This is a genomic window from Streptomyces albipurpureus (genome assembly GCF_023701525.1).
GTDB lineage: Bacteria > Actinomycetota > Actinomycetes > Streptomycetales > Streptomycetaceae > Streptomyces > Streptomyces albipurpureus.
In genome coordinates this window covers 272,120-286,861 of the sequence record NZ_JAMQAW010000001.1, presented here as the reverse complement: position 1 = coordinate 286,861, position 14,742 = coordinate 272,120, and the positions used below count along the sequence as shown (strand labels likewise).

Here is a 14,742-nt window from a genome sequence, read left to right as displayed (position 1 = left end):
AGCCCCTGGGCCTTCTCCAGGAACCGCGGGTTGGAGCCGGGCACCGCCAGACAGGAACGACGGGGACGCAGACGGTTCAGCGGCTGGGTCATACGGAAACCTCCAGAGGGTCGAGCTTGTTCGCTACACGGATCTCATCGACGATACGGCCGATGATCTCCGTGATGCCGAAGTCCTTCGGTGTGAAAACGGCGGCCACCCCCGCGGCCCTCAGCGCGGTAGCGTCCGCGCCGGGGATGATCCCGCCGACGATCACCGGGATGGGGGTGTCGCCAGCGCCGCCGCGCCCGGGGGAGGAGGCGGCGCCCGCCGCACGGAGCCGGTCGAGCACATCGGGTACCAACTCCGCGTGTGAACCGGAGAGGATCGAGAGGCCCACACAGTGCACATCCTCCGCCAGCGCGGCCGACACGATCTGTTCGGGGGTCAGCCGAATGCCCTGGTAGATCACCTCGAAGCCGGCGTCACGCGCTCGTACCGCGATCTGTTCGGCGCCGTTGGAGTGCCCGTCGAGACCCGGCTTGCCGACCAGCAGCCGCAACCGTCCCACCCCCAGCTCAGCGGCGGTCCTGGTCACCTTGTCGCGTACGGCGGCCAGCGGTGTGCCCGCCGCGGCGGGCACCGCGACCGGTGCGCTGGAGACCCCGGTGGGCGCCCGGAACTCACCGAACACATCGCGCAGCGCCCAGGCCCACTCTCCGGTGGTGACCCCCGCACGGGCACACTCCACGGTGGCCGGCATCAGATTGTCGCTACCCGCCGCCAGCTTCTTCAGCGCGGCCAGGGACTCGGCGGCCCGCGCCTCATCCCGGTCGGCCCGCCACTGATGGAGCGCCGCTACGACCCGTGCCTCGTTGGCCGGGTCCACGGTCATGATCGCCCGGTCGAGATCGGCGGTGAGCGGATTCTCCTCGGTGGACTCGAAGATGTTGACCCCGACGATCTTCTCCTCGCCCGCCTCGATCCGGGCCCTTCGCTCGGCGTGTGATGAGACCAGTTGTGATTTGAGATAGCCGGATTCGACCGCGGCCATCGCGCCGCCCATCGCCTGGATGCGGTCGATCTCGGTCAGACACTCCTCGACCAGGGCGGCCACCTTGGCTTCGATCACATGGGAACCGGCGAAGATGTCCTCGTACTCCAGCAGATCCGACTCGTGCGCCAGCACCTGCTGGATGCGGAGCGACCACTGCTGATCCCATGGCCTGGGCAGACCCAGCGCCTCATTCCAGGCCGGGAGCTGCACGGCACGGGCCCGTGCGTCCTTGGAGAGGGTGACGGCGAGCATCTCCAGAACGATCCGCTGCACATTGTTCTCCGGCTGCGCCTCGGTGAGGCCCAGCGAGTTGACCTGTACGCCGTAGCGGAAGCGGCGCTGCTTGGCGTTCTCGATGCCGTAGCGCTCTTGTGTGACGCGGTCCCAGATGCGCGAGAAGGCGCGCATCTTGCACATCTCCTCGATGAATCGCACGCCCGCGTTCACGAAGAAGGAGATACGGGCGACCACCTCACCGAACTTCTCCGGCGGGACCTGTCCGGAGTCCCTGACCGCGTCCAGCACGGCGATGGCCGTGGACATCGCGTAGGCGACCTCCTGGACGGGGGTGGCCCCCGCCTCCTGGAGGTGGTAGCTGCAGATGTTGATCGGATTCCACTTGGGGATGCGGGCCACCGTGTAGGCGATCATGTCCGTGGTCAGCCGCAGCGACGGGCCGGGCGGGAACACATGCGTTCCGCGTGACAGGTACTCCTTCACGATGTCGTTCTGGGTGGTGCCTTGCAGCGCACCCATCTCAGCGCCCTGCTCCTCCGCGACCACCTGGTAGAGGGCCAGCAGCCACATCGCCGTGGCGTTGATCGTCATCGAGGTGTTCATCTGGTCGAGCGGAATGTCGTGGAGCAGCTTGCGCATGTCCCCCACATGGGAGACCGGAACGCCGACCCGACCCACCTCGCCACGGGCGAGGATGTGGTCGGGGTCGTACCCCGTCTGGGTGGGCAGATCGAAGGCGACCGAGAGTCCGGTCTGGCCCTTGGCGAGATTGCGTCGGTAGAGCTCGTTGGACGCTTCCGCGGTGGAGTGGCCGGCGTAGGTTCGCATCAACCACGGCCGGTCCTTCTGGCGATCGGTCATGGGTGGCCTCAGACGTTGCGGAAGCGGTTGATGGCGTCGAGGTGTTGGGCGCGCATCTCCTCGTCGCGGACACCGAGCCCCTCACCGGGCGCGAGGGCGAGCACACCGACCTTGCCCTGGTGGAGGTTGCGGTGGACGTCGTAGGCGGCCTGCCCGGTCTCCTCCAGGGCGTAGACCCGGGAGAGCGTCGGGTGGATCTTGCCCTTGGCGACCAGGCGGTTGGCCTCCCACGCCTCCCGGTAGTTGGCGAAGTGGGAGCCGACGATCCTCTTGAGTGACATCCAGAGATACCGGTTGTCGTACTCGTGGTTGTAGCCGGAGGTCGACGCGCAGGTGACGATGGTGCCGCCCTTGCGGGTGACGTACACGGACGCGCCGAAGGTCTCCCGGCCGGGGTGCTCGAAGACGATGTCGACGTCCTCGCCGCCGGTCAGTTCGCGGATGCGCTTGCCGAACCGCTTCCACTCGCTCGGGTCCTGATGGTGTTCGTCGCGCCAGAAGCGGTAGTCCTCGGCGCTTCGGTCGATGATGGCCTCGGCGCCCATGGACCGGCAGATGTCGGCCTTGAGGTCGCTGGAGACCACGCAGATGGGGGTGGCGCCGCCGGCGAGGGCGAACTGGGTGGCGTATGAGCCGAGCCCACCACTCGCGCCCCAGATCAGCACGTTGTCGCCCTGCTTCATCGCGGCCCCGTTGCGCGAGACCAGTTGACGGTACGCGGTGGAGTTGACCAGTCCGGGGGCCGCCGCCTCCTCCCAACTGAGGTGCCCGGGCTTGGGCATCAGCTGGTTCGACTTGACCAGGGCTATCTCGGCGAGTCCGCCGAAGTTGGTCTCAAAGCCCCAGATCCGCTGTTCGGGGTCGAGCATGGTGTCGTTGTGGCCGTCCGACGATTCCAGCTCGACGGAGAGGCAGTGGGCCACGACCTCGTCGCCCGGCCGCCAGGCGTTGACGCCGGGGCCGGTGCGCAGGACCACGCCCGCGAGGTCGGAACCGATGACGTGGTACGGCAGATCATGGCGCCGGGTCAGCTCGGAGAGCCTTCCGTACCGCTCCAGGAAGCCGAAGGTGGCCAGTGGCTCGAAGATCGACGTCCACACCGAGTTGTAGTTGACCGAGGACGCCATCACCGCGACCAGCGCCTCACCGGGACCCAGCTCGGGCACCGGCACCTGCTCGACATGAAGTGACTTGCGGGGATCCTTGTCCTTGGTCTCCAGACCGGCGAACATCCCGGTCTCGTCCTTGTGCACGGTCACCGCGCGATAGGACTCGGGAAGGGGCAGCGCGGCGAAGTCCGCCGGCGTACTGTCCGCCGACTGAATCGCGTCCAGGATTTCCTTCACGGTGTTGCCTCCGGCCAAGCGCATCGGGGGAGTCCCTGGGGATACCCCGCGGAAAGTGAGGGCGGTGCTGCTGTGGAGGTGTGCCGTCGGTTCGGCTGGGGTGGTGCTGGTGGCTGCGCGGGTGGGCGCGGCGGGAGCCTGTGACGCAGGCGTCCGGGCACTCAAGCTCGATGATTTGAGGGGACAGCCGGCGTACGAGAGGTCTCTGCACGCCGGCCGCCCGGACGTTCTTCACGCTATGGCACGCCGTGCCATGTGACAAGACACTGCGTGCCAGTATTTTCTTTCAAGTGTGAACCTCGGGGCACGAATGAGCAACACGCGGTTCACCTCGGACGGGGCGGCCGCCCTACCGAGCCCGGTGCGGCGGCGGGCGCTGCGGCACTTCACCCTGGCTGTTCCGGGGTTGCCGAGACGTCGTGATACCTGGCACCCGATGTCAGTCAGCCACTCGCCGCGGAGGCTGCACGCGACGCCGGGAAGATCCGCCTCGACGGTCCTGGTGAGGAGCGTGCACCCGGCAACAAGGGCGGGGTCGGGCTGTTCCTCGGTGTCCCCAGCACCCGCGGATGCTGTCCGACACGGCTCTGGGCCTCCTCGGGGCGCGTCGGTCTCGACGGCCACCGCGGGCGGAGCTGGCCGGGACCGCCCGGCCAACCTGGGTGGGTCGTGAAACGGGCCCCCTGGGCCGAGGCGCCCGGTCTGGTCGTCCGCCCTGCTAAGGCATCAGTTGAGACGGCCCTGCAGCGCGCGCTCGATCGTGCGCATCACATCGTTCAGCGGCGCGTCGGTACGGGCCACGGCCACCAGGACCTGCTCCTGGCCGGTCACCATGGCCGAGGCCACTCCCTCCGGGGCGGTGATCAGCCGGGCGGGCGCATCCGCGTTCGGTGGGCCTTCGGGCGCCGACTCGCCGACACCCGCCCGCCCCGCCCCGATCCCCGTGCCGAAGGTATCCCGGACGATCGCGAAGGCATGGTCGAGCTGGCCCTCCACATCACCTTCGCCGCCCGCCCGCAGCCACCGCCGCAGCACATGGTTGTGCGCCGTGACGACCGCGGACGCCGCGACCTCCGCGAGCAGGGGGTCGTCGTTGCCGTCATGGTGGTCCCGCTCATCGAAATGGCCCAGCAGATAGCGGGTGAACAGCCGCTCGTAGCGGGCCACCGAAGCGATCTCCCGCTCGCGCAGGGTGGGCACCTCGCGGGTGAGCCGATAGCGCTCCACCGAGACCGCGGGGGAGGCCGCGTACATCCGCATGACCTCCTTGATGCCCCGGCAGACGGTGTCCAACGGATGCTCGTGGGCCGGCGCCGCGTTCAGCACTGCCTCGGCCCGTACGAGGGTGTCGTCGTGATCGGGGAAGATCGCCTCTTCCTTGGAGCGGAAATGCCGGAAGAAGGTCCGCCGTGCGACACCCGCCGCCGCGGCGATCTCATCGACCGTCGTCGCCTCGTACCCCTTGGTCGCGAACAGTTCCATCGCCGCGGTCGCTAGTTCGCGGCGCATCTTCAGGCGCTGTGCGGCGGCGCGATTGCCCGCCGCGCTTTCCGGAGCGTCAGCGGCTGACTTCTTACGGGGTGACCGACGACTGGGGTCGGAGGGCTGGGGCATGAGCCGAACGTACTCCATCGGCGCAGGAGAGCGCGCCTGCGATACGACGGTGACCGAGCCCTGAACGGGGTCCCGGCCGGGCGGTCGGGACCCCGTCGGACGCGGCGCCACGGGCGGTCCGACGAGTGGGGCCGGGCAACCCGCCCCAGCCCGCTCCGCGATCAGCGCCGGGCGTATTCGCGAAAGCCACGCCCTGTCTTACGGCCGAGACACCCCGCGGCCACCAGGTGTTCCAGTAGGGAAGCGGGTGCCAGACCGGGATCGCGGAACTCGCGGTGCAGCCCCTTCTCGATCGCGAGTGACACATCGAGCCCCACCACATCGAGCAGTTCGAACGGGCCCATGGGGTAGCCGCCGCCCAGCTTCATCGCCGTGTCGATCTCATCGGTGCTCGCATAGTGCTGCTCAAGCATCTTGATCGCGTTGTTGAGATAGGGGAAGAGCAGGGCGTTGACGATGAAACCCGCCCGATCGCCGCAGTCCACCGGATGCTTCTTGATGCCCGCCGTCACCGAGCGGACGGTGGCGTGGACCTCGTCCGATGTGAGGACCGTACGGACGATCTCCACCAGCTTCATCGCCGGCGCCGGGTTGAAGAAGTGCATCCCGATCACGTCCTCGGGACGTGAGGTGGCCCGGGCGCATGCCACGACCGACAAGGACGATGTGGTGGTGGCGAGTACCGCGCCCGGCCGGCAGACCTGGTCGAGAGCGGCGAACAGTTGCCGTTTGACCTCCAGGTCCTCGGCGACCGCCTCCAAGGCCAGATCGACTTCGCCGAAGGCGTCGAGGGAGCCGGCCGGGGCTATTCGGTCCAGGGTCAACTGCCGTGCCGCGGACGTCATCCGCCCTTTGCCGACGGAACGGGAAAGGGACTCGGCGATACGCAGCTTGGCGTTCTGAGCCTTCTCCAGCGAGCGGGCAGCCAGCACCACGTCATAGCCGGCCTTGGCGAACACTTCCGCGATACCGCTGGCCATCGTGCCGGAACCGGCCACTCCGACCGAGCGGACCTCTCGCCCCACCGCCTGCTTCAGGTCTGGTCGCGGGGTGAGTGAGTCCGGCACCACGGCCGATGAATCCGGGTCGCACGAGGTGCCGGCCGCGGCGTAGGTGTAGAACCCCCGGCCCGCTTTACGCCCGGTCAACCCGGCCTCGCTCAGTTGCTTCAGGACGGGGGACGGCGCGTGGAGCCGGTCCTTTGACTCGGCGTACATCGCCTCCAGGACGGTACGGGCGGTGTCGATGCCGATCATGTCCAGCAGGGCGAGCGGGCCCATCGGCAGCCCGCAGCCGAGCCTCATCGCGGCGTCGATGTCCTCCCGGGACGCGTACTTCGACTCGTACATCGCCGCGGCGTGGTTGAGATAGCCGAACAGCAGTCCGTCGGCGACGAATCCCGGCCGGTCACCGACCGCGACCGGTTCTTTGCCCAGATCGCGGGCGAGTGCGGTGACGGCCTCGACGGCGGTGGGTGAGGTCAGCACGGAAGAGGCGACTTGGACCAGTTTCATGGCGGGCACCGGATGGAAGAAGTGCATTCCCAGGACGCGCTCCGGATGTTCCGTTTCGGCTGCCAGCCGGGTCACCGACAGTGCGTTGGTGCCCGTGGCGATGATGGTGGTGGGGCTCACGATGCCGTCTAGCTGGTCAAGGACCTGCCGCTTCGCCTCATAGGACTCAGAGATCACCTCGATCACCAGATCGACATCGGCCACCGACTGGAGGTCGCAGGAGACCCGGAAACGAGCCAGAGTGTCACGGCGCTGGTCTTCGGTGATCCGCCCGCGCCGTACCGCGCGGGCGGTGGACGACGCCAACGAGATGGTGGCTCGACGGGCGGCGGCGGCACAGAGGTCGACACCGATGACCTCGCGTCCCGAACGGGTCAGGACGTCGCAGATGCCGGTGCCCATGGTGCCGAGACCAACGACGGCAATGGTGGGGAGTGGGATGTCCATCGGGGGACTCCAGAGTGAGTGACGACGACAAACAAGGGGAAAAAAGCCACAACGCGATGGAAACGACGCAAGGCGACTCTGCTGACTGCGGCCATCAAGGGCACGCGGGCGTCCAGAGCGGCAGTCCGCCTGTCATGGCGCAGATGCGGGGATTCATGGTGAGCGCCCGCCCTGTGTGCTGGGCGGAGAACCACAACGAGCGGCGGGAGCCGAAAGCCGCAACCGGCTTACGGAGCAGGCGCGTCGCTGAGTGGAAGAGGGGCCGACGGACTCTGTCCCGGAGCCCTGCCGTACTGCGGTGCGCTACCGACGTGCGCACGTCGTGCTGGCCGAACCGATGGCACTCATGGCGGCTGCGTCACCAGGCCGCCCGGAGCAATACGGGGGTTGCCCGCTCACCTGAGATTAACTGGCGAGTAACGAGCGCGCCAGACCTGGCCCGGTGTGATCTGAGTCGCCGTTCGGATGCGGCCGACTCCGGCACTACGCTGATCGCCCATGGACGAAGAGTTACGGTCGCTCGTGACGCGACTACGGGGGGAGTCCGATGGATCAGCGGATTTTGACCGATTGCTGCTGACGGCGGACCTCGAAGAACTGGCTGCTGTTCTCATCGAGCGCGAACGCCCCCTGTGGGCAAGGGAACTGGCTGCCTTCCGGCTCGGCTGCGCAGGCGACCCCCGAGCGTTTGAGCCACTGGTCCTCCTCCTCAACCATCGCGACGCCGAGCGCTGCGTCTCAGCGGCCCACGCGCTCGCCGAACTGGCCGACGCCCGTACCGCGCGGGCCGCCGCCGCCCTCGCCACCAATGAGTTGCGGGCCGCCTACGCCCTGGTACCCGTCCGGCTGCTGACCCGGCTGCGCGCCCCGGAGTCCGTGCCGGCCCTGATCACCGTGCTTCGCCGCAGACTGGCACCGGCCGATCCCTACGCGAGGTTGGCGCTGGCCTGTGTGGAGGGTCTGGGGGCACTGGGTGACGCTCGTGCCGAAGCGGTGCTGGAGTCCGCGCGGACGCATCACCGGCTCGCGGCAGCGGCAGAGGCGGCGCTCGCCCGACTGGGCTGACATCCGCTCGGCGCTTCGCAGCTGAGCTCTCGGTACGGTGTGAGCGCATGCCGCGGTCGGCGCGCCACGCACCGGTACGCGCCGAGGGCTCCGGGCCGCCGCTGCGGTCCCGAAGCCCTCGGCTCCCCCGATTCCACCCGCCGTACGCCGGGGTCCTGGCGATGGCAGGTGTGTCCTTGGTGCAACCCCAGAGTGGGGTCGCGGCTCAGTAGAGCTTGGCGACCGCGGTCTTCGTGGTCTTCTTGAAGCCGGCCAGCGGCGCACCGCTGAGATCGCCCAACTGGCTCCAGCCGATGACCGTCACCGTCCGGCCGTCCCGACCGACCGAGTAGAGCGCGATGTCCGTCGACCCGACCTTGGGGTCGGCGGTGTCCACGCTGTAGACGTACGCACCCTCTTCGACGCTGACCTTTCCGTGGTACTTGGTGGTGCCCTTCAGGGTCGGGTACTGCTGCTGAAGCCGCTTGAGGCAGCCATTGACGGAGCTGCGCAGTTTGGTGACGAGAGCCTTCGCCTTGGCCTCGCTCCCCGCGACCGTGATGGTCTGGTGAGCGCTGGTGTCCAGTTCGGTCTGGAAGAGGCGGTGCTTGCTCGATGACTTGGGAGCGATCTTCTTGGTGCAGAAGTCGGCGGCCGCCCCGGCCTTCACCGAACCCCCCGTCCACGGGGTGAGCGAAGCCGGCAGCTGCTTCGCGCTGAGGAAGGCCGGGGCGGGAGCGGCGGTGGCTGCGGACATCGAGCCGATGGTCATACCGATGGCTGCGGCGGTCACGGCAGCGGTACGGAGCATGTTCATGGAAGTGCTTCCCCCTGATGGTGGTTGGTGGAACGTCACCAGCTTCGGCCGCTCATCGGCCAGCGGGCAAGCATCCGGGCACCGGGTGGAACAGTGGAACCATTCCACCCCCGTTGACGTGGGAATACTCGGTAGGGGTGGAATGCCACCCTGGGACGGGTCGGGGAGCTGGAACGGGTGGGCACACACGACACGGAGGCATTCGCGCGGCGGCTGGCTGAGCTGCGGGAGGCATCGGGGCGCAGCTATGGGGCGCTGGCGCGCCGGATGGGGGTCAGCGCGTCGACCCTGCACCGATACTGCTCGGGTCACACCGTTCCGCTGGAGTTCGCGCCGATCGAGCGGCTGGCACGGCTCTGCGGATGCCGGGGGGAGGAACTCGTCGCCCTGCACCGGCTGTGGGTGCTGGCGGATGCTGATCGCCGCAGGCGCCAGGACGCGGCGGCGGTTTCCGGAGCACAGACCGGAACCGATTCTTCCGGCGGGGCGGACGGTACGGGTGCGGCCAGTGCTCCCGAGGGGCGCTCGGGCAAGAGCTCACCAGCTCCCGCCCACAACGGTGGTCCCGAGACCACGGGGCCGAAGGCTCCGCCGGTGAAGGCGGCGGAAGCAGCGCCGCAAACGGAAGCGGTACCGGAGTCAGATCAGACCGCCCGGGTCGGGGAGCCCAAGCCGCGAGTTGAGCGGGCCTCTGGAGCTGCCGGCCTTCCGACCCCTGCTGATCCGGCTCCTGCTGGCGCAACCTCCGCCGATCCAGCCTCTGCTGGTCCAACCCCGGCCGATCCGGTTCCGGAACGACCGATTCTCAGTCGTGCACCCCAGCCTGAGGCCCAGGCGCAGGGGAGCGACGCGGGCCGTCCCCGCGCGGATGCCGGGCCGGCCGACGGCCCTCCCGAAGCCACGGTGGTGCTGGGCGCTGGTGTCCCACGGCGTCGACGGCGGGCTGTTTACGCCACCGCCGCGGCGGTCGTCACCACGGTCACCCTGGTGCTCCTGCTGGCCTTCGACCGCTCGCCCCTCCACGGTGTGAACAGAGAACGCGCCACCGTCGGGCAGCCGGACGGGGTGAAGTCCACCTGGCCGTCCGCGATGACTCCCGATGGTCGTCGGAGCAGCCCGTCCCCATCCAAGTCCCCATCCTCCGGTTCTGTGACCGCCACCTCGTCTTCGCGTCCGTCCCCGGTGAGTACCGGCCCGACCGGTTCAGCTGCGGCCTCCGCCGGATCGGCCACCAAGGCACCGCCGCTCAGCGGCACACCCTTCTCCTGGAGCCTGGACCAGCATGTCTGGGAGAACGGCTGCGGCCATGCCTATCTCGTCGACCGCCCCCTCTCCGCCGTCCCCCCGCCGCCGGCCGAGTCCGACGCCGAACCGTGGGCCGGCTCCCTCGGCGCCGTGCACGGGGGCGAGACCATGGTGCGCATCACCGTGCAGGGCAAGAGCGACCAGGCGGTGGTCCTCCAGTCGCTCAGGGTGCGGGTCACGGCCAAGCGCACTCCGCCGAAGGGGAACGTCTACCTCATGAGCGTGGGCTGCGGCGGGTCCATCACCCCGCGAATGTTCGATGTCGATCTCGACCGCCCGCGCCCCCTCGCCCGGTCCGTGGCGGGTAGTGATGCCGGAGTGGACATTCCGGCGGTCTCGTTCCCCTACCGCGTTTCGGCGACCGATCCCGAGGTCCTGCTGGTTACGGGGCGCGCGGTCGGGTGCGACTGCGACTGGTACCTGGAGCTTGAGTGGAGTAGCGGTGACCGCAAGGGAACCGCTCGGATCGATGACAGCGGACGGCCGTTCCGTACCAGCGGGGTGAGGGGCAGGCCGACCTATGAGTACGACACGATCACCCGGGGCTGGCGCCCGGTCGAATCCGCCGAGAGCCGGGATGGGGCGGACCGGGGTACCCCCTCGGTGCAGGGCAGCCCATCGGCCTGAGCTGATTCCAGGTCGCAGGGGGTGTGTGAGGCGGGCGGTTGGATGGCCGGAGGGATGCTAGGGCGTCGGCGGGTGGGAGAAGTGCCGCATCGGCCCCCGGGCGTAGCGCACCTCTGGCACCTGCACCCCGGCCACCTCGAACGACTCCTCGGGGCCGTCGGGTGCGAAGCCCGCCTTCTCATAGAAGCGGCGAGCCCGGTCATTCCCCTTCACCACCCAGAGCAGCAGCTCCGGCAGGCCCCGGGCCTCGGCACGGGTGGTCAACTCCGTCATCAGCGCCCGCCCCACCCCGGTCGATATCTCCTCCGGCACCACATACAGCGCATACACCTCACCCTGGGTGGCCGGGGCGCCCTCGTCTCTACACGGTCCATAGCAGGCCCAGCCCACCACGCCGCCTTCGCGTTCGGCGACGAGATGGGTGGTGGCACCAGAGCCGTCGCTCAGAAATCCGCGCAACTTCTCCGTGTACTCGGCCGCACTCATCGCGTTGAGGTATGACCGCGGCATCAGCCCGGCATAGGCGTACTGCCACCCCCGCAGCCGAATCCGGGCGACTGCCCCGCAGTCCTCGATCGTCATGTCCCTGATAAGGAGGCTATGGAGTGTCATGGTGCGGACACAATCAGCGCGGTGACCCGTACGGTCCGACTGGCGGGCAGTAGCTCGGGAGCGAACACCTCATCTCGGGCAGTCCCTATGCCGACCGGATCTCGGAGATCGGCGATAGAACAGGGCAACCTCATGAGGTCATCCGGGGAAGCGGCTGCCGCGGTGAGGCACCGGCGAAGACCGTCACCACCCTGCCGCGCTTGCGTCCTTGGATCGCCCACTCCTCGGCACCTGTGCTTCTCATCGAACGCGCACCGCACGGATACGCCGACGAATCCGCCAGCACCCCGGGCGGCACGGCCATAGCCGCTGGGGGGAGCGACACCCCCGGCGCAGGGATCTGGGTGGGTTGCGTGGTCATATGGCCATCCTTGCCTGCACCACTGACAATCCAGTCGGGAATCTCGTGGAGATCGGCCCTGCCTTCATGGGGCCTCGCACCCTCCCCGCTGGGGACGATCCCGCTCCGGGACGGCCCTCAAGCGCTACAACCAAGGGGGTACCCTTAAAGCATGACCGACCTCGATGCCACCACCGCCATCCGAAACGTCTTCGCTCAGCTGGGAAGCATTCCGGACCCCGTCGATCGAGCCCGCGCGGTCGGTGTCGTACTCGACGACATCCCGACCCTCCAAGCCGAACTGCGCGCCCTGCGTCAGGACGCCGTGCTCGCCATGCGGGAGACCCGCAGCCTCGCCGAGACGGCGGCGGCCCTGGGTATCTCCCTGCCTCGTGTCTCTCAGATCGTGAAGGGCATCAGCCGCACCAGTAAGAAGAAGTAGCCCCGCGCTGCCCCTGGTCGCAGCCCGGGAGCCTGCTGATCGGTCTCCGGCGCCTCCCGCCCGCTCATGGTCGATCGTCGGCATGGCCGCCCATGGCGATGAGCGGCCCGCTACTTCCGCGAGCCGGGGCAGGGGCGCGGCGGCTTGGGCGCCGCGGTCGGCGCCGCGCCCCTCACCGCGATTTCACGAGGGAACAAACGTTCCCGCCAATGTGGGAACTCCGGCGCTCCATGCCATCAGGCGGCCCCGGATTTGGGCCCCCGCACCTGAGGTGATTGGCTAGGGCGCCCCTTGGGGTACCCCCGAACAACCGAGTGCTGGAGGAACAGCAATGGCGCAGGTCGAGTCCACGACGCAACGGATCATCGCGGCGGACGCGGCAACGGTGTTCGACACACTGGCCGACTACGAAAACACTCGCGCGAAGCTGCTCCCCGAGCAGTTCAGCGAGTACGAGGTCCGCGAGGGTGGCGATGGCGAGGGCACCCTCGTGCACTGGAAGCTGCAAGCGACCAGCAAGCGGATCCGCGACTGTCTACTCGAAGTCACCGAGCCGACCGACGGTCAGCTGATCGAGAAGGACCGCAACTCCTCCATGGTCACCACCTGGACCGTCACCCCGGCCGGGGAGGGATCGTGCCAGGCCGTTGTCACCTCGGTCTGGACCGGTGCCGGCGGTATCGGTGGATTCTTCGAGAGGACCTTCGCGCCCAAGGGGCTCGCCCGGATCTACGACCTGGTGCTCGCCAACCTCGCCACCGAGGTCGAAAAGGAGGGCAAGGAGTAGCCCGCCGGGTCGGATGGTCGTAACACTCTTTGATTCGAGTGGTTTTCCCGCGGGGCCGTGCTGCGCTTGGTGCGCCGTGGACCGCGGGAAAGCCTCTGCCGAGCGCCTCCCCGCGCTGTCGCACGCCCCATGCGCCCCCTCATTGGAGCGCTCTGCCGCACGATCATCCGTTCGAGTCGATGCCGAGTGGCGCCTCTCGCCCTGTCCGCTCCCGTGCGCGTCCCGGCTCCCGGATTCCGCGGTGTTCCCCTGTGCCCCGCGCTGCGCAGCGCTCTCGTAGGCCCCTCTGAACAGCGGTTATCCGCTACTCCTCGGCCGTGTCGAGGTGACTCCCCGAAGGCGCCCAGCTCGCGGTTTCGCCGCCCGTACTCGCTGCCCGATGGCCAGGCGGCGCTCGGTTTGGGGAACGTCAGTGCTATCGACTCTGGGAGTGGGCAGACTGAACAAACGTCAGTTTTGCGCGGGCGCACTACCTTTTCGCCCGTTGCCAGGCGGATGGAGTGCGCAGCGCCGTACGGTGATGACAGGCCGCGTGCCCAGGCGGCGGGGAAGGAGCCTTCCACCCATGGACAAGGGCGTTCCGTCGAAGGGGCCGCAGCGGTACGCCGTGGCCAGCAGAATCCCGCTCGCCGTGGTGATGGTGGATGGCGACGGCCTGGTATCCCACTGGTCAACCGGGGCGCGGCGGCTGTTCGGCCGTGCTCCGGAGGATGCTGTGGGGCGGCCCGCCGGCGATCTTCTGCCCGTGACGGGGGCCCTGGCGGACCAGGGTGAGTACGAGGCGTACGGCAGCAGCAAGAGGCTGGAGCCGGGCCTGGGCACCTCCCTGCGGGGGCGCACCTCTACGGCGATAGCCGGCCGAGCCCGTCTTTCTGATCTCGGCCGCGAGCAGCTCGATGTGCTCTGGTGGGCCTACCCCCTGGTCGGCCCGGGGGCTGAGCGCCTTCTGGTCCTGGCCGCCGATGCCCGTGCCTCCGGCGCTGCCGCGACCCTCGACGCAGGTGTTCCCCCTGGTGAGCCTGAGCGCCAGGGTGGGATCGGCATGGGTGAAGGGGGCGGACGCGGGGGTGCTGTCGATGCCAGCGGAGGCGCTCTCGGGGCCAGCGCTGGAGGTATGGAGCGCATCGCACCGGGCTTCGGCCGGCACGCCGAGTTCGTCGGCTCCGACGAGTTGGCTCGTGGACTGCCCGAGATCCTGCCGAGCATGAGCGTCGAGCAGTCGAAGCGGATCGTCTCGCAGATTCTTGACCTCGGTTATCCGATTCTGGAGTTCAGCCACCAGGATCGGATGTCGCTCACCTCTGACTGGGGTGTGTCCGGACGCGTCGAGCGTTCGAGAGCGCCGAAGGGCCGCAGCGGCCGAGGCGGCCGGCGCCCACTGCGTCGATGCCGGCCTGGCCAGGGGCCTCAGGCGCGCGGTGGTCCATGAGCGGGGGCGGTTCCCCGATGGGGGAGCGGATGGATCGGCCTTGGTGGCCTTGCGCGTATGAACCATGAGGTCAGTGCGGCGCCCCGGCACAGGAGCGGGCGCCCGCCGTACGGGGGATGGCACGGCGGTCTGGTTCGAGAGGGCATTGCCCTGATCGCGGGTGAGGCCTACGGTGGCGCATGAGGCCAGTGAACGCCATGAGCTTCGCCTGGGGAAAACGACGGTGCCCGTCCCACTCATGCCCGCACGCCGGGTGAAGGTCAGCTCCGCACACTTGCCCTGAG

Annotated in this window: 11 protein-coding genes; 5 read left to right on the top strand and 6 right to left on the bottom strand. The window is 68.7% G+C overall.

The genetic code is table 11. The features are described from left to right. Nucleotides 1–88 precede the first annotated feature (88 nt). The 4 genes from NBG84_RS01240 to NBG84_RS01225 form a co-directional block, all read right to left on the bottom strand. Entirely contained in the window at nucleotides 89–2,134 is a 2,046-nt protein-coding gene (locus NBG84_RS01240) for a methylmalonyl-CoA mutase family protein (RefSeq protein ID WP_250917302.1), read from the bottom strand. Between the two features lie 8 nt (nucleotides 2,135–2,142). Further along, nucleotides 2,143–3,480 carry a crotonyl-CoA carboxylase/reductase gene (gene ccrA, locus NBG84_RS01235; protein ID WP_250917319.1) on the bottom strand — a complete coding sequence of 446 codons (1,338 nt, stop codon included), beginning with the start codon at nucleotides 3,478–3,480 and terminating at the stop codon, nucleotides 2,143–2,145. Nucleotides 3,481–4,206: 726 nt separating this feature from the next. Beyond that, complete coding sequence (locus tag NBG84_RS01230; protein WP_425608552.1) at nucleotides 4,207–5,112, bottom strand: TetR family transcriptional regulator; 906 nt, start codon at nucleotides 5,110–5,112, stop codon at nucleotides 4,207–4,209. A 143-nt stretch (nucleotides 5,113–5,255) separates the two neighbouring features. After that, a complete protein-coding gene (locus NBG84_RS01225; protein ID WP_250917300.1) occupies nucleotides 5,256–7,055 on the bottom strand; it encodes a 3-hydroxyacyl-CoA dehydrogenase family protein in 1,800 nt (599 codons plus the stop codon). A gap of 498 nt (nucleotides 7,056–7,553) precedes the next feature. Here NBG84_RS01225 and NBG84_RS01220 point away from each other — a divergent pair, with 498 nt between their 5' ends. Continuing rightward, nucleotides 7,554–8,120 (top strand): HEAT repeat domain-containing protein, encoded by a 567-nt coding sequence (locus NBG84_RS01220; protein ID WP_250917299.1) that lies wholly within the window; start codon nucleotides 7,554–7,556, stop codon nucleotides 8,118–8,120. A gap of 205 nt (nucleotides 8,121–8,325) precedes the next feature. On the opposite strand, the gene NBG84_RS01215 is transcribed toward NBG84_RS01220, so the two are convergent. Beyond that, nucleotides 8,326–8,916: a hypothetical protein gene (locus NBG84_RS01215; RefSeq protein WP_250917298.1), complete on the bottom strand. Its 591-nt coding sequence runs from the start codon at nucleotides 8,914–8,916 to the stop codon at nucleotides 8,326–8,328. A 177-nt stretch (nucleotides 8,917–9,093) separates the two neighbouring features. Between NBG84_RS01215 and NBG84_RS01210 the strand changes: the two genes are divergently transcribed. Beyond that, nucleotides 9,094–10,848 carry a helix-turn-helix domain-containing protein gene (locus NBG84_RS01210; RefSeq protein ID WP_250917297.1) on the top strand — a complete coding sequence of 585 codons (1,755 nt, stop codon included), beginning with the start codon at nucleotides 9,094–9,096 and terminating at the stop codon, nucleotides 10,846–10,848. Nucleotides 10,849–10,905: 57 nt separating this feature from the next. On the opposite strand, the gene NBG84_RS01205 is transcribed toward NBG84_RS01210, so the two are convergent. Continuing rightward, entirely contained in the window at nucleotides 10,906–11,430 is a 525-nt protein-coding gene (locus NBG84_RS01205) for a GNAT family N-acetyltransferase (RefSeq protein ID WP_250917296.1), read from the bottom strand. A gap of 542 nt (nucleotides 11,431–11,972) precedes the next feature. Between NBG84_RS01205 and NBG84_RS01200 the strand changes: the two genes are divergently transcribed. The 3 genes from NBG84_RS01200 (at nucleotide 11,973) to NBG84_RS01190 (ending at nucleotide 14,458) form a co-directional block, all read left to right on the top strand. Beyond that, entirely contained in the window at nucleotides 11,973–12,242 is a 270-nt protein-coding gene (locus NBG84_RS01200) for a sigma-70 family RNA polymerase sigma factor (protein WP_250917295.1), read from the top strand. Between the two features lie 331 nt (nucleotides 12,243–12,573). Beyond that, nucleotides 12,574–13,029: an SRPBCC family protein gene (locus NBG84_RS01195; RefSeq protein WP_250917294.1), complete on the top strand. Its 456-nt coding sequence runs from the start codon at nucleotides 12,574–12,576 to the stop codon at nucleotides 13,027–13,029. 565 nt (nucleotides 13,030–13,594) lie between these two features. Then, entirely contained in the window at nucleotides 13,595–14,458 is an 864-nt protein-coding gene (locus NBG84_RS01190) for a PAS domain-containing protein (protein WP_425608551.1), read from the top strand. Nucleotides 14,459–14,742: the final 284 nt, after the last annotated feature.